Here is a 19,825-nt window from a genome sequence, read left to right as displayed (position 1 = left end):
AGGAGAGGTTAAATGAGCACATATTTGAATGAAACCATCTTTCATTATTACTGTGCAGGTGTCTATGAGGGGAAAATTCAATTTTTAGAAAATGGTGTCATGCATGCACGGGTCGATTTGAGACGAAGGACGCAGATGCAGGAGGACAAGCTGTCAGATGCATGGAAAGCCAATTTGCCTTTTGAGCAGCTTCATCAGAGCTTGCTTGCCTATGCCAAGGCTGAGTGGACGGGAGATGAGGTACAGCTGGAAAATAAGTGTCTATACCAGAAACATACGACGTTTACAGGATCGATAGAAGGCAAGGAACTTACTTCACAAGTTTGGGCCCATCGCCACGACACCGCCATCGATGTAGTCACGGTGGAGGGGAAGGTGATCGCTTTTGTCTGCCCGAATCGCAATGGCATGGAAATCCTGGTGAAAGCCGGATATGAAAAACTGACCCCGCTCGTTGTCTATGAAGAACCCAACCTATCAAAAGCGAAATATGGCATCAATGATTTAGGGACCTATTTGGTGTCGATGCGAGATGGCGTCAAATTGGCGACGGATGTCTATTTGCCAGAGGGAGTGGCGAAAGATGCCAAATGGCCGACGATCCTGATCCGTACTTGCTACGATAGAAATGGTAAGAAAGAATTCCTGAGAAGGTGGGCCAATAAAGGCTATGCCGTGGTCAATCAGGATGTGCGCGGCCGGGCTGACTCCGAGGGGGAGCTTGTCCCATTCTATTACGAACGGGAAGACGGGAGCGATACGATCGATTGGATCATTGAACAGGAATGGTCGGACAAGAATGTCGGGATGTGGGGGGCATCGTATTTGGGCTATGTCGTCGTAGCTGCTGCGACAAGCGGCCATCCTAATTTGAAGGCGGCCGTCAACGAAGTGAACGTCGGGTCTCCATTTATTGATACGGTCAGAAGGGGCGGAACCGTCTGCTCTTGGCCGCTTTTGAGCTGGACGCTCGGGCAATCGGTCGGGACACGGACAGATTTCAGCATTTTCTCCGGAGAAACGGTCAATGTCGAGGATGTCGTGGATTCAAGACCAATCAAGGAAATTCCGCAGCAGGTGATCGGGAAAAATTCGGGTCCTTGGGATCTTTGGAGTGAGCATCCCGAGTATGATGAATTCTGGAAAAACTGTACATTTAGTGAACGTGGTAATCAAGTAAAAGCACCGATGTTTGTGATTTCGGGCTGGTATGACGGCGACAGTCCAGGTGTCTCCGAAACATGGAGGATGCTGACGGAGCACGATGTACCGAACCGAAAAATATGGCTCGGTCCATGGGAGCACAATCCGAACCGGGCAAGGGACTACCAAGGGGAAAGCTTCAGTAATGATGCTGTCGTATATGATTATGATGTGAATGTCCTGCGCTGGTTTGACCGCTTTTTGAAAGGCGTGGAGAATGGGATCGATCAAGAGCCGCGGGCTGCCTATTATGTAGTCGGTGAAAATGAGTGGAGAACCTCCGATGATTGGACACCGGTTGAAGCAGTGGTCAAGGAATTTTATTTAAGCAGCGGCGGAAGCGCTAATTCGCGAAATGGCGATGGCAGGCTTCAAATGACGCTTGCGGACGATCTTCAAGGGGACGCTTATGTATATGATCCCCAGCACCCTTTTGCTTTCAGCGGAAACAGGGAACCAGAGAATTTGAATCCTTTTGAACTGCGAAATGATATCCTTGTGTATACGAGTGAAGCCTTGAAAGAGAATGTCACGGTGGCAGGGGAGTTGTCTGCCGTCATTTATGCCTCCAGCACCGGGCAGGATACGGATTGGGTTGTGACCTTGAGTGATGTCGACGAACTTGGCCATTCAAGAAAGCTATCAAACTATATTTTCAGGGCGAAATATCGAAACGGCTATGATCAGCCGGAATTACTGACGCCTGGAAAGGTTGAAAAATATGATATCTTCCTGCAAAATATCGCCCATACATTCAAGGAAGGCCATCAAATTAGATTTTCCATTACATCCTCTAGTAAATTTGTGGCGTTTCCAAACACGAATACCGGGGAAAATCCATATGAAGAGCCTGTTCCTACCCCAGTAGTGCAGCAAGTCTACCATAATGAAAAATTCCCAAGCCACATTAAGCTGCCTGTTCTAAAGGGGAGTATGTGAAAGAGGGGCCTGCAGCGAAATCTGATAAGAAAGTAGAGCATCGATTTATGAAGAATATCAATGAACAGAAGGATAATCTATTATCAATCATGAAGAGTATTTCCAACCAATTCGGCGACAAATGCGAAGTGGTCCTCCATGACTTTTCCAAAGGCTATGAAAATAGTGTGACTGCCATTGAAAATGGGCATGTCACCAATCGGAAAGTGGGTTCAAGCATCACGAACCTGGGATTGGAGTATAGTGAACACGATGGGGATGAAATGGGAATCTATAACTATACTTCCACCACAAAGGACGGGAAAATCCTCCGTTCCTCTACAGCGCTCCTTCGGGACGATGAAGGAAAATTAATCGGATCGCTTTGCATCAATTTCGATATCACTGATTTTGTGCTTGCTGAAAATGCAATACGGAGTATGACAAGGAGCCAGGACAACCGGCAGATGAATGAAGTGTTTGTCCAGGATGTGAATGAACTCTTTGAGCATTACATAGAAGAGTGCATCCAGTTGATTGGAAAGCCGATCACCCTCATGACGAAAGATGAAAAAATCAAGGCGATCAAATATTTGGATTCAAAAGGGGTCTTTTCCATCACGAAATCGGGTGACCGCATCTGCGACCTGTTCGGCATCTCAAAATTCACACTATACAAGTATTTAGATGAGATCAGAAAATAAATGAGCCCGGCATTGGCGCCGGGCTTTTTAGTATTGTGTCGGTGCTGCTCAAATTTGATGGAGATAATAATCCTGTGCATGGAGGGCCTGGAATCCGACTGAAGTATACAAGCCAAGGGCATGGTCATTTTTCGCTTCGACTTCAAGGTGGATGGAATGCCCTTTACCGCTCTCTTCTTTGATGACCTTGCTCAGTACTTTGCGCCCGATTCCTTTGCCGCGTTGATCGGCACTTATGACAAATCCGTAGATCCATACTTCGCCGTCTTCTAGGCTGAGACGGATTTTCCCGACTGGCTGTCCGTCGGCCTCAACCATAAACATTGTGTTCTTATCATACTCTTCTACTCTTGTTTCTGATTCTCTTGCATCCTCTTCACTCATTCCGAATCCATCGACGGATAATTGGATCCTGAGGGCTAAATCTTCAGGTGCTGCAGGCCGGAGCGTGATGCTGTCGTCGATCTGCAGGTCGCCTTTCTGCCACTTCATCTGATGCTCCGAAAAAGCATACTCGGCTCCGTTCTTTTTCAAGAAGGATTTCGCCTCCTGAGAACTGGCCGGTGCATTCAAGAGTATCTTTTTGAATGGTCTTTCGTTTATCGTTTCCATGGCTTGGTTGAACAAGCGCTGGAAATGTCCCTTTCTTCTTTCTTGCGGCTTAACCATCCCGCAAACTTCGACAGTCGATCCAAATGGATATAATGCCAAATAGGCAGCCAGCTCATTATTTTCATAATGAAAGAAATCCAAGTGATCCGATTCCCTGTTACGAAGCATTTCCCAATTCAGCTTCAACTGGAAATCTCCAGCAGCTTCGCATTCCTTCTGCAGCAGTTCAATATCCTGTAATTGTATTGTAGATAGCATGTAGTTCTCCTTTTGTCCGATGATTATTTCACACAATAAAAATTCGATGCAGGCTGGGCGTATTCCTTTTTTAAAGGGTGACTTTAGATGGTGCCTGTCACCCTCTGTCACCGAATAGCACAAAAAGACAGGATGATTGCATTTATGAGGTTTATATTGAGAGTTAATAGAGGAGGAAACTAAAAATGGCAGATTTTAAGGTGGAGATTGTCCAGCTGAGAAGTGATCCGTTTCATATTGGGTTTGAGTTAGGGAGATTTTTGAAAGGGAAGTCCACACAAAATCATTGGATGAATTTGACGAAGCAGCAGATCAATCTTGAAAATATGAGAAGTGTGTTTTTAGCTTATTCACCCCATTTGCTTGACGAATTGCATGGGCTGGCAGAGGGAATTGAGCTGACATTTGAAAGTGCCGCATCCTTATTTAGCGGCTATGGTGTTCCGAGGTTCGAAGCAATGGGTTGCTCCGCGTTTATGACTAGGGATGGATATATAAGAAACTATGATTTTTCCCCGGAATATTATGACGGTATTTTTTCGCTTGTCCAAAGTCGTGACCATTATGCATCTGCAGGCTATAACCTGCAAATCCTCGGGAGGCATGATGGAGTGAATGAAAAAGGATTGGCCATAGGTCTGCACTTTGTCAATAATGAGGGTCATCGTGAAGGGGTATCTGCCTGGACTGTCGTTCGGATGGTACTGGATATGTGTGCAAATGTGGATGAAGCTGCCCAGTTGATTAAGGAGCTGCCTCATGCATGCTGCTATAACTTTTCATTGGCTGATGCAAGCGGAAAGAACCTCGTGGTGGAAGCCGGTCCAGCGAAGACTGTGGTCAGGGGGCGAGAAGTCAATTCATCCTGTGTAAATCATTTTAATACAGAAGAGATGAAAAGGATGAATCGCGATGGAATTGAAGGCTCCATCAAAAGGGAAAAATTCTTAAGTCACTATGGTGATGGGAAAACGGTGACTACTGAAGAAATGTTCAATTTATTTCGGGATCCCGAGTCTCCGATGTTTTTTACAGACTATGAACAATTTTTCGGTACCCTGCACACGATAGCTTATTCAAGGAAAGATGCTCGATTAATGACAGCGGCTGCTAGAGGAAAGGTCTTGGATATCAATTTTCAGGACTGGGTGAATGGTGAAAATTTAAACGAAGTGGAATTGGTGGGTGAGATAACTTCAAAAGATGATGGGAGAAATGCATAGCATGACGGAATGATATCAACTCTTGATTGAAGGTCGACAATTGCTCTAAGTACCATAGTTCTAGAAAGTGGAAAATATGAGTATTTCCCCGGCAATTTGACAAAATGAAGAGTCGAATAGCTATTTATTTGGAATTAATTGGTCAAGTCGATGATGTCGAATAACGTTTTTCGACAAATACATTTCCCTTACCCAAAGACGTCTTAACGCACTATAGCAGTCCAATTCAATTAAAAACAATTGCAATCTGAGCTCCACGCAATGACAAAAACAAGCCCCCCTCCACGGTGCCTGTCACCAAAGGAGGGGGGCTTACTTTCATCCTACTTTTAATCCACGTATACACCCAAGTGTTTTTTTGCGCATTTGCGGCAGTGGGTTTTATTGTAGAATTGGCTGTCGTGAAGTTTGTTCTCGCATTTTTTGCATTTGCGGTATTCACGCTTTTTCGCGTTGACGGCTTTCATCATTTCTTCGATGATCTTATCGATTTTTTCTTCGGCGGACAAGACATTGAGGTCTTTCCATGCAAGAAAGTGAAGTGCTTTCTTCATTGGGAGTGGAACGCCCATGTTGTCCCATTTGAACACGGTGTACCCCCATTCCAACCCCTCTTCATTTGCAACGAGGTAGATCTCTGGTTCGTCGCAGAATCCCTCCAGCTTGAAGTGAAGGTAGTGTCTCTTTAAAGAATCCTTCTCCGAATCTATATAACTTCCGCTTATTTGATCATATACCCACAGTGATGCTCGTCTTTTCATTGATTTCGCCATGATCAACTCTCCTTTCAAACCATGTCTACCTCCATTATAACAAACTTGTCCCGATTTCAATCTAACAAGAGCTGGAATATTCTCTGTTGAGTGTGAAAGGCGGCATTTTCAAAGAAATGATCTTCGTCTATCAGTCAGTAAAAAAAAATTTTTATTGTAAAAAATGCATAAATAAAGACAAGGTGAAACCTATTTATGTAAGCGATTTCTTTGCCTTCATGAAAGGGTTTTTGAATTTCATCGCTCCTAAAAGATAAGGTTTGAAAGGAATGAAAAACGGGTTTAAACCATGTTATGAAAGGGTTTTCAATTTGTCAAAATTTTTCGTATATTTCAGAATTCGTGATATACTATAAAAAATTAAAACAATTTCGTGAATTGAATTTTTATTCATAAATTTTCATAAAAAGTAGAGGAGGATACAAGTATGATGAGAAATAACTTTCCTGCTGCTCAAGGATTGTACGATCCAGCCCATGAGCATGAGGCGTGCGGGATCGGCATGATTGCCAATATTGATGGGACAAAGACGCATAACATTGTCCAGAATGCCATCAATATCTTATGCAATCTTGAGCATCGCGGCGGCCAATCCGCGGATACAAGTACAGGTGATGGCGCCGGGATCCTTACGCAGATTCCTCATCGTTTTTTCCTGAAGCAATGTGAGAAGGAGGATATTTATCTTCCGGGAGAAGGCGAATACGGGGTTGGAATGGTATTTCTGCCGGTCGATTATGACAAGCGCATGAAGAGCCGCGAAATCTTTGAAAAGATCATTGAAGAGGAAGGACAGAAGGTTCTTGGCTGGCGTCCAGTACCGATCAATGACTCCTTTGTCGGAAGGGTCGCTTCGAAATCAAAACCGGTCATCCGCCAGGTGTTTATCGGGGCAGCCGATGATATCCATACGCATCTTGATTTTGAGCGTAAGCTTTACGTGATCCGCAAAAGGATGGAAAGGGAGATCTGTGAGATCGAAGGTCATGAAGATGTGTACATTTGCAGTCTTTCCAGCACCACCATTGTATACAAAGGAATGCTCATACCTGAACAGCTCGACTCCTTTTATATCGATTTAAACCATCCTGAGTTTCAATCCGCATTGGCACTTGTCCACTCACGCTTCAGCACGAATACATTTCCTAGCTGGCAGCGGGCGCATCCGAACCGCTATACGATCCATAATGGGGAATTCAATACATTGCGGGGGAATGTCAATTGGATGAGGGCGCGTGAACAGCTTTGCCATTCCGAATTTTTTAATGAAGAGGATCTTGAAAAGGTTTTACCGGTCATCGATGAGACAGGCAGTGATTCCTCGATGTTCGATAATTGCTTTGAATTTCTTCACCTATCCGGAAGGTCGCTTGCGCATACAGCGATGATGATGGTGCCTGAACCTTGGGAAAATGATGAAACCATCCATCCAAGGAAAAAGGATTTTTATGAATATCACAGCTGTTTGATGGAGCCTTGGGACGGACCGGCTGCACTCGTTTTCACGGATGGGAAGCAGATCGGGGCATGTCTGGACAGAAACGGTTTAAGGCCTGCAAGATACTATGTGACGAAGAGCGGAATGATTGTCCTCGGCTCAGAGGTAGGGGCACTCGATATTTTCGCAGATGACATCATTTACAAAGACCGCCTTCAGCCTGGAAAGATGCTTTTGATCGATATTGAAAAAGGAAAGATCATCCCTGATGAGGAAATCAAACTTCAAGTGGCAGCCGAACAGCCGTATCGATATTGGCTGACGGAAAATAAAGTGGAGCTGGATGAGATCCCGGAATCCGGCATCTATCATTACTTGGAGCAGCTCGATCCAGAGCAGGTGCTTCTGCAGCAGAAAGCGTTCGGATACACAACTGAGGAATTGAATAAAATCATCAAGCCTTTGGTCACAGATGGGAAAGACCCTGTTGGCTCCATGGGATACGATTCGCCTCTCGCCATTTTATCGAAAAAGCCTCAGCTTCTATACAACTACTTCAAACAATTATTTGCCCAAGTTACAAACCCGCCGATCGATGCCATTCGTGAACAAATCATCACATCCGTTGGAACGACGATTGGGGCGGAAGGAAATCTGGTCAGCCCGGGTCCGTATAGCTGCAGGCATATCCAGTTGAAAACACCGGTCTTGACGAATGCCCAATTAGACAAACTGCGCCATCAGGAATTGGATGGATTCAAGACGGCCACACTATCGATTTTGTTCAATGTAACCGAGGAAGGGGACCAGCTCGAGAAGACATTGGATGCCCTTTTTGCAAAAGCGGACAAAGCTGTTGAAGATGGTGCCACCCTATTGATCTTATCAGACCGCGGAGTAGTGAGGGAAAGGGCTGCGATCCCGGCATTGCTTGCCGTATCCGGTCTGCACCATCATCTGATCCGAAAAGGGACGCGCACAAAGCTCAGCATCATCCTGGAATCCGGTGAGCCGAGGGAGGTTCACCATGTTGCCGCACTCCTTGGTTATGGGGCGGAAGCGATCAATCCGTATTTGGCATATGAATCAATCCGTGATTTGATTGCCCGAGGGCAGATCAGCGGCCCTTCTTATGAAGAAGCCGTGCAGTCCTACATCAAATCCGTGACAGACGGTGTTGTCAAAGTACTATCCAAAATGGGGATCTCCACTATCCAAAGCTATCGAGGCGCGCAAATCTTCGAAGCGGTCGGGATCCACAAATCGGTCATCGATAAATATTTCACCCGCACTGCCTCAAGGCTTGGCGGAATTGGAATCGACATCATTGAAAAAGAGGCATTGTTAAGACATCAAAATGCCTTCAGTACAAGGCAGGATCAGAATCGCACGTTGGAAACAGGAGATGAGTACCAATACCGCAAAAACGGGGAGGATCATCAATACAACCCGAGTACCATCCATACGCTACAGCATGCTTGCCGAACGAACAATTACAGCTTGTTCAAAAAGTATTCGCAGATGCTGACGGATGAAAAACAAAATCTTCAGTCACTCCGCGGCCTGCTTTCTTTTAAAGAGCGCAGCAGTATTCCGATCGAAGAGGTGGAATCAGTCGAGGAGATTTGCAAACGATTCAAGACTGGTGCAATGTCGTTTGGCTCAATCAGTCAGGAGGCACACGAAGCGCTGGCGATCGCCATGAATCGCATCGGTGGACGAAGCAATACCGGAGAAGGCGGGGAGGATCCGGATCGATTCACTCCTGACGAAAATGGGGATTCCCGTCGAAGCTCAATCAAGCAGGTAGCTTCCGGTCGATTTGGCGTGACGAGCCATTACTTGGTGAATGCCGATGAAATCCAAATCAAGATTGCCCAAGGTGCGAAGCCGGGTGAAGGCGGACACCTTCCTGGCAAAAAGGTATACCCTTGGGTTGCCGAGGTCCGTGGATCTACACCAGGAGTTGAATTGATTTCACCACCCCCACATCATGATATTTATTCAATCGAGGATTTGGCAGAACTCATCCACAACTTGAAAAATGCCAATCCGAAAGCACGCATCAGCGTCAAGCTCGTTTCTGCCGTAGGGGTGGGAACGATCGCTGCCGGAGTGGCAAAAGGAAGAGCTGACCTTGTACTCATCAGCGGATATGACGGCGGAACCGGTGCTGCACCGCGAACAAGCTTGAAGCACACCGGACTGCCTTGGGAGATCGGTCTGGCTGAAACGCATCAGACATTATTGCTGAACCGTCTGCGTGATCGGATTGTCGTCGAAACGGACGGCAAGATGATGACTGGCCGTGATGTGGTCGTGGCAACGTTGCTCGGTGCAGAGGAATATGGTTTCTCAACAGCACCGCTTGTTGTTCTTGGATGTGTCATGATGCGCGTCTGCCATATGAATACATGCCCTGTAGGGATTGCTACACAGGATCCCGAGCTCCGCAAAAAATATATGGGCGACCCTGAGCACGTCGCCAACTTCATGCGCTTTGTCGCACAGGAAACGAGGGAATTGATGGCTGAACTAGGATTCAGCACAATCAATGAAATGATCGGGCGTACGGATGTACTTGAACCGAATCAAGCCATCGACCATTGGAAGGCGAAGGGAATCGACTTGTCAGCCCTGCTCCATCAGCCGGATGTACCGATCAAAGTCGGCCGATATGCAACGCGTGAACAGGATCACGATCTTGAGAAAACACTCGATTATCAAGAATTGATCCCAAGATGCCGCAAAGCGATCGAAAACAAAGAGCCGATTCAATTGACGACGGCCATTCGAAACATCCATCGTGTAACCGGCACGATGCTTGGAAGCGAAATAACGAAACGGTACGGAGCGGAAGGGCTTCCTGAAGATACGATTCAGCTTACTTTCAAAGGTTCGGCCGGGCAAAGCTTCGGCGCATTTATTCCAAAAGGTTTGACGTTGAAGCTTGTAGGAGATGCAAATGACTTTGTTGGAAAGGGCTTATCTGGTGGAAAAATCATCGTCCATCCATTCAGGGACGCTACTTTCATCCCAGAACAGAACACCATTGTCGGGAACGTGTCGTTCTACGGTGCTTCATCCGGTGAAGCGTATGTATACGGGGTAGCCGGTGAACGTTTCTGTGTCCGGAACAGCGGTGCGAATGTCGTCGTTGAAGGCGTCGGCGATCATGGTTGTGAATATATGACCGGCGGAAAGGTGATTGTACTTGGCCAGACAGGACGGAATTTCGCAGCAGGGATGTCCGGCGGAACCGCCTATGTGCTCGATGAGGATGAAACCTTCGAATTGAAGTGCAATAAGGAACTTGTTGAATTGCAGCCGCTCTTCGATCCTGATGAAATCAAGGAAGTCTACAGCATGATTGAAAAATACGTGAAATATACAGACAGTGCGAACGGCAGAAGGATCATCAATGATTGGGCTGCGTTTGAATCTAAATTTGTCCGTGTCATCCCAAAATCATATTTAAAAATGACAAAGAGGATCAGCGAGCTCGAAAAAGACGGACTAAGCAAATTCGATGCGGAAATGACAGCGTTCCAAGAAAGCACAAAAGTTTTGGAAACATCAAAATAAATCAGGAGCTGTTTTCTATATCTGTTTAAGTGTCAATCAACAATAGGATTAATCGTGGCTTGCGAGCTAGCGCACTAAATTTTAAATTATGGCAGGTGAAGCGGCAAGACTTCAGCGGAAAAACGAGCCAGCCGACCCCCACAGCGAAGCGAGGAGGCTCGGTGGTTCATCCGCGCAAAGCGAGCCGGTTCCTCTGCCATACAACCTATCATGATTCATTTGAGTTTTTGAAATGAAATATTAATGTATCCAATACAAATATAACCGCTGACAGACAACGAGGAGGGTGATTGAATGGGAAAACCGACTGGATTCATGGAATATGAACGAAAATCCCAGAGTGAGCGGGATCCTGCAGTCCGTGTCAAGGATTGGCAGGATTATACGGTCAAGATGCCGGAGGAAGAAATTCAGAAGCAGGGAGCTCGCTGTATGGACTGCGGCGTACCGACATGCCACACAGGGATGGAAATCGAAGGAGTGACGACAGGCTGTCCTGTCTACCACCTCATCCCTGAATGGAATGACCTTGTCTATCAAGGTCAGTGGAAGGAAGCACTGGCGAGGGAGCATGAAATGAACAACTTCCCAGAGTTCACTGGATTTGCATGTCCTGCCCCATGTGAAGGCGCATGTGTGCTTGGGATCAATGAGCCGCCTGTGGCCATCAGGACTGTTGAACGCGCCATCATCGAAAAGGGCTTTGAGGAAGGCTGGGTTAAGCCGATGCCCCCATTGAAGCGGACAGGTAAAAAAGTGGCGGTCGTAGGCTCAGGTCCTGCAGGCTTGGCAGCTGCCGCACAGCTGAATAAAGCCGGTCATCTCGTCACGGTTTTTGAACGCAGCGATCGTGTCGGCGGTCTATTGACGTACGGAATCCCTGAAATGAAGCTTCCTTATTCCGTTGTGAAGCGCAGGGTCGACATTTTGGAGCAGGAGGGTATTGATTTTGTCACCAATACGGAAGTAGGGAAGGACTACCCCGTTGCTGACCTTCGCAAGGAATATGATGCGGTCATCCTTTGCGGAGGTGCGGCCGTTCACCGCGACCTGAATGTTGAGGGAAGTGAATTGAAGGGCGTCCATAAAGCGATGGATTTTCTTCATTCGAATACAAAAAGCCTATTGGATTCCAACTTGGAGGACGGAAGCTACATTTCCGCAAAAGGAAAGGATGTCATCGTCATCGGGGGCGGTGACACCGGAACGGATTGCCTGGCCACTTCCTTGCGGCACAATTGCAAGAGCCTCACGCAATTTGATATTTATGACCAAAAAGGTGCGATTCGTGATGAGCTGGGCAATCCATGGCCTCAATATCCAAAAATCCATCGCGTCGAGTATGGCCAAAAGGAAGCTACCGATGTTTTCGGCAACGACCCGCGTGCATTTGCGGTCATGACGAAAAAAATCGTCGGTGATGAAAACGGGCAAGTGAAAGAGGTCCACACTGTAAATGTGAAGCTCCGCATTGATGAGGAAGGAAATCGGATTCGAGATGAAATTCCTGGTACAGAAAAGGTTTGGCCGGCAGACCTTGTCTTGGTTGCAATAGGCTTCAGCGGACCTGAACAGGGATTGATCTCCCAGCTCAACGTAGAAACCGAATCGAATTCAACTGTGAAAGCTGAGTATGACCAATACAATACCAATGTTGAAGGCATTTTTGCAGCTGGAGATATGAGAAGGGGGCAAAGCCTCATCGTCTGGGCCATCAATGAAGGCAGGGGAGCTGCCCGCGAATGCGACCGTTATTTGATGGGAACGACTGAATTGCCTTAATTATGGGCAGCATGGAGACTATATCGATAGCTTGTGTAGAGGCAGAGGAAAAATCGGAGACGATTCCTTTGCCTTTTTTGTCTTCAAGAATGTTTTAGCTGCAATAATAAAGAATGACTGTTTCGCAAATATTGTTGTTTTTAATAGCAACATACTTTACGAGAAGAGCAAAAAAAATAAAATAGACCCGGACCCAGGTGTTGAAAACATGAATACAACACGGTCCGCGCCTTCTCTATATGACGTTTATCATATATGTCACATGACGGGTATGTCTGCATAATTTATAGGCATTTTTCTATAATAAGTGTACGACAGATCAAGGGATTGATATATGTGACTAAAACAAAACAAACGATGTTAAGGAAGCAAGTTGCTCCTTATGAAAAAGCAGATACACAAAACAGTATTGTACAATTATTAAACACCATTTTGCCATTTATATTATTGTGGATCCTCGCCTATGAAAGCCTCTCGGTATCCTACTTCTTGACGTTGGGTATTTCAGTGGTTGCAGCGGGATTTTTAACAAGGATTTTTATCATATTTCATGACTGCACACATGGGTCATTTTTTAAAAGTAAAAAAGCGAACAAAATTCTCGGTACGATCACAGGTGTTCTCACAATGCACCCGTTCAGTCAATGGAAGCACGAGCACTCTGTCCATCACGCGACAAGCAGCAACCTGGATAAGCGTGGAACAGGAGACATTTGGGTGATGACCATTGAGGAATATAAAGCGGCCTCCATCTGGCAGAAGATTTCATACCGGCTTTACCGAAATCCAATCGTGATGTTTGGTTTGGGTCCGATTTATGTTTTCCTTCTGAAGAACCGTTTTAATCGCAAGGACGCAAGAAAAAAAGAGCGCATGAACACGTATTTAACCAATGCATTGATCGCAGCAGCGGTGTCCTTGCTTTGCTGGACGCTTGGATGGCAATCCTTCCTGCTTGTTCAATTTCCGATTTTCTTCATCTCCGGCTCAATGGGAATTTGGCTGTTTTACGTGCAGCATACTTTTGAGGATTCCTATTTCGAGGGTAATGACGACTGGGAATATGTGAAGGCGGCCGTTGAGGGCAGCTCTTACTATAAGCTGCCGAAGCCCATTCAATGGTTGACAGGAAACATCGGTTATCACCATGTTCACCATTTAAGTCCAAGGGTGCCCAATTATAAACTGGAAGCGTGCCATGAAAATACCGAGCCTTTGCAAAACGTTCCGACCATCACTTTGGCAACGAGCCTGAAATCCCTCAAGTTCCGCTTATGGGATGAGAAGGAGAAAAAGTTCGTCACGTTTAAAGAAGCAAAGCCTGTCAAACAGCCCAGCATCAAACGTGTAACCGCAACGACTAAATCATGAATGAATGGAAGGCTCCATAGATTCTCTTTTAGGGAGAGTTATGGAGCCTTCTTTAGTGGTAGAATAAACGTAAGGATTCAATTACGAAAATGAGGTTGCCTTTATGATCAAAAAGTATTTTACATTCCAAAGGGGAAATGGAATTGCCCCCTATATATGGACCATTCTTTGTATATTGCCTTTTTATTTCATCTTTCAATTATCGTCCACCATTGAAATTGTGGTCGGAATTTTTCTGACGTTCCTCTTTTTTATCCTGTACCGGATCGCTCTATTTGCGACGGGCTGGCCGGTTTATGTATGGGGAATCATTCTGATGGGGATATCGATTACGTCTACAAGCCTATTCAGCTATGTATATTTTGCCTTTTTTCTAGCTTATTTTATTGGAAACATCAACAATCGAATTCCGTTCTTAACGTTGTATTTCGTTCATTTAATCAGCACGTCGGTGTCAATCAATTTCAATATCGTGAAGCATGAGGAATTATTTGTCGCTCAGCTTCCATTTGTCATCATTGTATGGATCAGCGTCATTCTTCTACCTTTCAGCATCCATAATCGAAAGGAACGGGGACAGCTGGAAGAAAAACTGGAAGACGCAAATAAAAAAATATCTGAACTGGTTAAATTAGAGGAAAGGCAGCGAATCGCGAGAGACCTGCATGATACATTGGGACAAAAGCTTTCGTTAATCGGCCTGAAAACCGACCTTGCAAGGAAATTGGTCTACAAAAACCCCGAGCAGGCAAGGGAAGAGCTGAAGGATGTGCAGCAAACATCGAGGACGGCCTTGAACGAAGTCAGAAAGATGGTATCTTCGATGCGCGGCATCCGCATCCACGATGAAATTGTCCGGATCACGCAAATATTGGAGGCGGCGCAAATCCGGTTTGAAGGAGTTAAGGACTTCACCTTGACCAACGTCTCGCTCTTGACGGAAAATATCGTCAGCATGTGTCTGAAAGAAGCGGTCACCAATATCGTGAAGCATAGCGGAGCGGATGTCTGCTCGATCTCGATCGTCCAGACGTGGAAAGAGCTTGTCATTGTCATCAAGGACAACGGCACCTTCAAGTCCCAAGAAAAAGGAAAGCCAAAAGGACATGGTCTCGTCGGAATGAAGGAGCGGCTCGAGTTTGTCAACGGAACAATGGATATTTCAACGGACAGCGGCACGACCCTCACCATCAGGGTGCCGAATGATGTCAAACAAGTCGACAAGGAGGTATGAGTATGATTAGCATCGTCATAGCAGAAGATCAGCAAATGCTGCTCGGGGCTTTTGGTTCGTTATTGGACTTGGAAGATGATATGGAAGTCGTCGGCAAGGCATCGAACGGAGAAGAAGCGATTGAACTTGTCCGAAAACACACCCCTGACATTTGCATCATGGACATTGAAATGCCGGGAAAAAGCGGCCTGGAAGCAGCAGAGGAGCTAAAGGGGTCTGGTTGCAAAGTCATCGTGCTGACCACATTTGCCCGGACCGGATATTTCCAGCGGGCATTGAAGGCGGGGGTAAGAGGTTACCTTCTCAAGGACAGTCCCAGCGAAGAACTTGCCAGCTCCATCCGCATGGTGATGGCAGGCAAAAAAATCTACGCACCTGAATTGATCGAGGGCGTATACGGAAACGAAAACCCACTGACAGAACGGGAAAAAGAAGTGCTTGAACTCGTGGCAGATGGCAAAAACACAAAAGAAATAGCCGATGAACTCAGCATTAAAACGGGTACCGTGCGCAACTACATTTCCACCATCCTCGATAAATTAGAGGTGCAAAACCGGATCGAAGCGATTACCCATTTTAGGGAAAAGGGATGGTTTAAGTAAAAAGCTTTTTGCTTGTACCCGTTTTATTAAAGTGAGCTGATGGTGCAAAACCCCTGAGGGAACAACCGTATAATGAACGGTGGGACTGTGCCTTGGGCAGAAAAGCGACCGTTAAGGCGGACGTGCGATGGAAACGGGATCGAATCAGGCAGAAAAGCGACCATTTGGGTGGAAGCAAAAGAAAAACTGGAACAATACGTCATCCTTTCGGAGGAGGCTTACCGCCCCCAGAAAGCGGTCAGCTTGCAAAGGAAATCATACGTACACATTTGGCAGCAGCGACAGGAATCCTTCGCTGTTTTTTTGTTGATTTTTGATAAGTAGATAAAAATCGACTCTTAGAGTCAATCTCATCAAGAATCGGCTGGTAGTGATCTGTCAAAATTTACACACACTTTTATCCACAAAAAAGATCTTAATTTAGCAAATATTCACACACTTATCCACATTACCCACATAGAAGTTGTGCACAAGTATTTGTGCCTTGCAAAAGAACTTCATAAATAGAAAAGGCTGCCCACTTAAATGGACAGCCTTTTCGATCGGAATCAGCCCTTGCTTATATCCCATCGCGAGTCGAATAAACAACGCGGTAATGGATTTAAACAATCTATGGGCTGAAATATAAACTTGAGGAGATTCATAAACCACTTGGACGCGGCGATATCGAATGAATCGATCGGATCTCCATTTCGTTTCCCGACCATGTTACTTTTATCGATTGTTCTCTTTTTGCTTTACGCGCTGATTTGCAGCGTTAGCACGAGCTTGTGCTTCTAAGTCAGCCTGGTCAGCCAATTCGCGGGAATATTCAACATCCTGAGCACTCGAAGTTTTCGAGTTCTTCGGAACTTGTGGAAGCTTACCTTTGTTTTTATCTCGCGTTTTCTGATTATGAGCACGACCCACTACACAAAACCCCTCTCAATGATAAAAGTACGGAAGCTTTATTGCCTCCGTACTTATAGAATGTCCAATATCATCAAAAATCTAGCAGGTAATTATTTGATTCTTTTGCTGTTATAGCCAGCGACGCGGTCAGCAGCTTTGAACTCGCGATTGTACGTCACTTCTTGAGCGCTAGTCAATGTGTTTTTCATTTTTTCCTGTTTCCGTTTATCCATGAATGCCACACCCTTTCTCCAGAAGATTTAGTTCTATTTTTTCCAATCCTTGGAGGCGGTATACAAATTATTGATAAATATCACGTAGTGCAGCATCCAATGTCGAATATTCAAAGGAATACCCGGCTTTCATCAGCTTCTCCGGCAGCACCTTTTGACCATCGAGGACGAGGATGCTCATTTCTCCGAGAACCGCCTTCAGTGCAAACGCCGGAGCGGGAAGCCAGTGAGGTCGATGCAGCACCTTGCCGAGTATCTTTCCGAACGTATTCATGGTCACCGGTTCAGGTGCGGTAAAATTGATCGGACCAGAGAGTGTGGGATGCTCTAATAAAAAGGTGATTCCTTTAACTACATCGTCAATATGAATCCAGGACATCCATTGTTCCCCAGAGCCGACTCGCCCTCCGGCAAATAATTGATATGGCATTGCGATTTTCGGAAGTGCCCCCTGATCCTTTGCGAGGATGATGCCAAACCTCGAAAATATGACCCTGACGTCAAATTCTTCAGCTTGCTTCGCTTTTCTTTCCCATTCATAGACGGTTTCCGCTAAAAAGTCATCACCAGTTTCTTTTGACCGTTCTGTGTAGACATGACTTTTGGATGGGGGATAGATGCCAATGGCGCTTGCATTGATCAAGACAGTTGGTTTTTGCGGCATTTCCGCTACAATATTCAAAACTTCATCCGTCCCCTGCATCCTGCTCTCCAATATTCGTCTCTTTCTTTCATCCGTCCATCGACCGCTGTTGATCGACTCCCCGGCCAAATTGATGAATGCGTCCAACTTGCCAAGCTCAGATGCTGGTTCCGCCCCAGAGTCCAGCCATTTGATATATTGAATACGCGTCGTATTCGTATGCTTTTCGGGATTCCGCGTCAAAATTAAAACTTCATGATTCTGTTTCACGAGCTCTTTTGTCAGTGCCCGGCCGATAAACCCCGTTCCTCCGGTAATCGCAATTCTCATCATCAAACCCTCCCGTCTTTATTTTCTATTTTACCTGTTTCCTTTATAAAAAAACGTATTCAATGTGTTACATTTCAGACTGTTGACAATCGCTCGCTTTCTTTGTTGCTCGTCCTCTTCGGATGCTCATTATCCGGGTGCTTTTGAACTTAAAAGCGCCTTAAAGGCAACATTCGCTAGAGCGAATGTGCCTAGATAACTCCGCTCCTCATCGGACACTAGCCTCGAATGACAAGCGTTTTCATTCAGTCTGAATCCTGCTTACATAGATGTGTTTATAAGATAAAACGTATTCAATGTGTTACATTTATAGAAGAGGTGATGGAGCGATGCCAGTCATTACAAAAATTTCAAAGCAAGTGAAAAATGACGAAAGATATAATATTTTCTTGGATGAGAAATATGCTTTCAGCGTTGATGAGGAAGTGTTGGCCCGTCTTCAGCTGCAAAAAGGGAAGGAGCTGGAAGATGAGGATTTAGCTGAAATCCAGTTTCAGGATGATATCCGCAAAGGGTTCAATCTAGCCTTGCATTACCTTTCCCATCGGATGAGGTCGGAAAAAGAAATTGAAACGTTTTTAAAAGGAAAGGAAATCGAAGAAACGATCATTCCGGAAATCCTTTTTAAATTGAAGGAGTACAAATACATCAATGATCTCGAATTTGCCATCGCCTATGTACGGACACAAATGGCGACGACGAAAAAAGGACCGGTCATCATTCGCAAGGAATTGCATGAAAAAGGAATCCAAGATCACTTCATAGAAGAGAGCTTAAAGGAGTTTTTATTTGACCATCAGTTGGAGAACGGGGTGGCATTAGGCGAGAAGGTCGCACGCCAAAACAAGAAATTGTCGGAGGTCCAAGTCAAGCAGAAAATTGAGCAGACTTTGATCCGGAAAGGTTTTGGATGGGATATCATTCAGGAAGTTCTTGACGCGGTTTCCTATGAAAAGGAAGAGGATGAAGAGTGGGATGCTGTCGTCCATCAAGGTGAAAAAGCTCACCGCAAATATGCCAAGTTCGACGATTTTGAATACCGCCAAAAAATGAAGCAAGCCTTATACAGGAAGGGCTTCAGCATGGATTTGATCGAGCGGTTTATAGATTATATAAACGAAGAAGAAAGCGAATGAGCAGAACGCTCATTCGCTTATGTTCAATAAAGGATGGTTTGGTTCGGAGAGCCTAAAATGGACTTAAAGACTCGGTAAGAGCCCTAAAATCAGTCCTAAGCGCCCAAATTGTGTTCCATACATTCAAAATGTTTCCGAAGTTGGTGGTAAAGGCCTGTCCGCAAATCCTGCAGCGTAAATCAGCCACGTCAATCGAAATTATTTTTTCGATTCAATGATGATTTCCGTCTTCTCGCGGCTTTCACTGACGATGATTTCTGCGATTTCCTGTGGTGAACGCAGGCGGCTTTTGTCCTTGATATGATCGGTGTCATCCCAAAATGGGGTATTCATGCCACCCATATAGGCACCGACGATGCGGATGCCGGTTTCTTCGTATTCTTTCTGCAGGCTTTCCGTGAAGCCCCTTAATGCAAATTTACTTGAGACATATAATGCCTCGTTTTTCTTTCCGCGAAGTCCGGCTGTGGAAATGATATTGATGATCGTGCCATGATCTTTTTCTTTGAAGATTGGAAGAACTGCCCTGCTTGTATAGATCGGGGCAAAGCTGTTGATTTCGAACATCTTGTCCATTTCATCCGTTGTTGATTCCAGAAATTCCCCAAAATAGCCTATACCTGCGTTGTTGATCAAAATATCAAGTGAACCTATAGTAGTAAATACGTTATGTACTTCAGCTTCGGAAGTAAGGTCGGCGATGTGGATATTCGCTTCTGCACCTTTTTCCCTTATATCGTTTGCAGTCTTCTCGAGGCTGCTTTGCGTGCGGCCGATGAGATGAAGCTCATTTCCACTTTGTGCATATTGAAGGGCCAGTTCTTTTCCTAATCCAGTACCGGCACCGGTGATTGCAATTTTTGTCATGATGTCCCTCCTAGAAAGATTA

The 19,825-nt window shown here is 45.5% G+C and carries 16 protein-coding genes; 10 read left to right on the top strand and 6 right to left on the bottom strand.

What is annotated here, in order from left to right:
* The first annotated feature begins 12 nt into the window (after positions 1-12).
* Both D9X91_RS19280 and D9X91_RS19275 read left to right on the top strand, forming a co-directional pair.
* Complete coding sequence (locus D9X91_RS19280) at positions 13-2,142, top strand: CocE/NonD family hydrolase (RefSeq protein ID WP_121682285.1); 2,130 nt, start codon at positions 13-15, stop codon at positions 2,140-2,142.
* The gene (locus D9X91_RS19275) at positions 2,139-2,825 is read left to right on the top strand and encodes a helix-turn-helix transcriptional regulator (RefSeq protein ID WP_233569859.1); all 687 of its coding nucleotides are present in this window, start codon (positions 2,139-2,141) and stop codon (positions 2,823-2,825) included. The genes D9X91_RS19280 and D9X91_RS19275 overlap by 4 nt, the downstream gene beginning before the upstream one ends.
* Before the next feature lie 48 nt (positions 2,826-2,873).
* On the opposite strand, the gene D9X91_RS19270 is transcribed toward D9X91_RS19275, so the two are convergent.
* On the bottom strand, positions 2,874-3,695 hold the full coding sequence (locus D9X91_RS19270; RefSeq protein ID WP_121682284.1) for a GNAT family N-acetyltransferase: 822 nt from the start codon (positions 3,693-3,695) through the stop codon (positions 2,874-2,876).
* Positions 3,696-3,880: 185 nt separating this feature from the next.
* On the opposite strand from D9X91_RS19270, the gene D9X91_RS19265 reads away from it, so the two are divergent.
* Positions 3,881-4,918 carry a C45 family autoproteolytic acyltransferase/hydolase gene (locus D9X91_RS19265; protein ID WP_121682283.1) on the top strand — a complete coding sequence of 346 codons (1,038 nt, stop codon included), beginning with the start codon at positions 3,881-3,883 and terminating at the stop codon, positions 4,916-4,918.
* A gap of 329 nt (positions 4,919-5,247) precedes the next feature.
* Here the strand turns inward: D9X91_RS19265 and D9X91_RS19260 are convergent, their stop codons facing one another.
* Positions 5,248-5,691 carry a hypothetical protein gene (locus D9X91_RS19260; protein WP_121682282.1) on the bottom strand — a complete coding sequence of 148 codons (444 nt, stop codon included), beginning with the start codon at positions 5,689-5,691 and terminating at the stop codon, positions 5,248-5,250.
* Positions 5,692-6,118: 427 nt separating this feature from the next.
* Here D9X91_RS19260 and gltB point away from each other — a divergent pair, with 427 nt between their 5' ends.
* The 6 genes from gltB to D9X91_RS19225 all read left to right on the top strand — a co-directional run bounded on the left by gltB (position 6,119) and on the right by D9X91_RS19225 (position 16,027).
* The gene (gltB, locus tag D9X91_RS19255) at positions 6,119-10,714 is read left to right on the top strand and encodes a glutamate synthase large subunit (RefSeq protein ID WP_121682281.1); all 4,596 of its coding nucleotides are present in this window, start codon (positions 6,119-6,121) and stop codon (positions 10,712-10,714) included.
* A 294-nt stretch (positions 10,715-11,008) separates the two neighbouring features.
* The gene (locus D9X91_RS19250; RefSeq protein WP_121682280.1) at positions 11,009-12,496 is read left to right on the top strand and encodes a glutamate synthase subunit beta; all 1,488 of its coding nucleotides are present in this window, start codon (positions 11,009-11,011) and stop codon (positions 12,494-12,496) included.
* 357 nt (positions 12,497-12,853) lie between these two features.
* On the top strand, positions 12,854-13,867 hold the full coding sequence (locus tag D9X91_RS19240) for a fatty acid desaturase (RefSeq protein WP_199738145.1): 1,014 nt from the start codon (positions 12,854-12,856) through the stop codon (positions 13,865-13,867).
* 103 nt (positions 13,868-13,970) lie between these two features.
* Positions 13,971-15,101: a sensor histidine kinase gene (locus tag D9X91_RS19235; protein ID WP_121682277.1), complete on the top strand. Its 1,131-nt coding sequence runs from the start codon at positions 13,971-13,973 to the stop codon at positions 15,099-15,101.
* 2 nt (positions 15,102-15,103) lie between these two features.
* Complete coding sequence (locus D9X91_RS19230; protein ID WP_121682276.1) at positions 15,104-15,703, top strand: response regulator transcription factor; 600 nt, start codon at positions 15,104-15,106, stop codon at positions 15,701-15,703.
* Between the two features lie 72 nt (positions 15,704-15,775).
* Positions 15,776-16,027: a hypothetical protein gene (locus D9X91_RS19225; protein ID WP_121682275.1), complete on the top strand. Its 252-nt coding sequence runs from the start codon at positions 15,776-15,778 to the stop codon at positions 16,025-16,027.
* Between the two features lie 390 nt (positions 16,028-16,417).
* On the opposite strand, the gene D9X91_RS19220 is transcribed toward D9X91_RS19225, so the two are convergent.
* From D9X91_RS19220 to D9X91_RS19210, 3 genes are all read right to left on the bottom strand, one after another.
* Complete coding sequence (locus D9X91_RS19220) at positions 16,418-16,612, bottom strand: YfhD family protein (RefSeq protein ID WP_121682274.1); 195 nt, start codon at positions 16,610-16,612, stop codon at positions 16,418-16,420.
* Between the two features lie 92 nt (positions 16,613-16,704).
* Positions 16,705-16,827 carry a YfhE family protein gene (locus tag D9X91_RS19215; protein ID WP_121682319.1) on the bottom strand — a complete coding sequence of 41 codons (123 nt, stop codon included), beginning with the start codon at positions 16,825-16,827 and terminating at the stop codon, positions 16,705-16,707.
* 67 nt (positions 16,828-16,894) lie between these two features.
* Positions 16,895-17,800, bottom strand: a complete 906-nt coding sequence (locus tag D9X91_RS19210; protein ID WP_121682273.1) for a TIGR01777 family oxidoreductase — start codon at positions 17,798-17,800, stop codon at positions 16,895-16,897.
* Positions 17,801-18,129: 329 nt separating this feature from the next.
* Here D9X91_RS19210 and recX point away from each other — a divergent pair, with 329 nt between their 5' ends.
* Positions 18,130-18,936, top strand: a complete 807-nt coding sequence (gene recX / locus D9X91_RS19205) for a recombination regulator RecX (RefSeq protein WP_121682272.1) — start codon at positions 18,130-18,132, stop codon at positions 18,934-18,936.
* Positions 18,937-19,134: 198 nt separating this feature from the next.
* On the opposite strand, the gene D9X91_RS19200 is transcribed toward recX, so the two are convergent.
* Positions 19,135-19,803 carry an SDR family NAD(P)-dependent oxidoreductase gene (locus D9X91_RS19200; RefSeq protein ID WP_121682271.1) on the bottom strand — a complete coding sequence of 223 codons (669 nt, stop codon included), beginning with the start codon at positions 19,801-19,803 and terminating at the stop codon, positions 19,135-19,137.
* Positions 19,804-19,825 lie beyond the last annotated feature (22 nt).

The organism is Falsibacillus albus, assembly GCF_003668575.1.
In the GTDB taxonomy this organism is placed as follows: domain Bacteria; phylum Bacillota; class Bacilli; order Bacillales; family DSM-25281; genus Falsibacillus; species Falsibacillus albus.
Note: the sequence above shows the minus strand (reverse complement) of the source record. Positions and strands in the feature narration are given on the sequence as shown.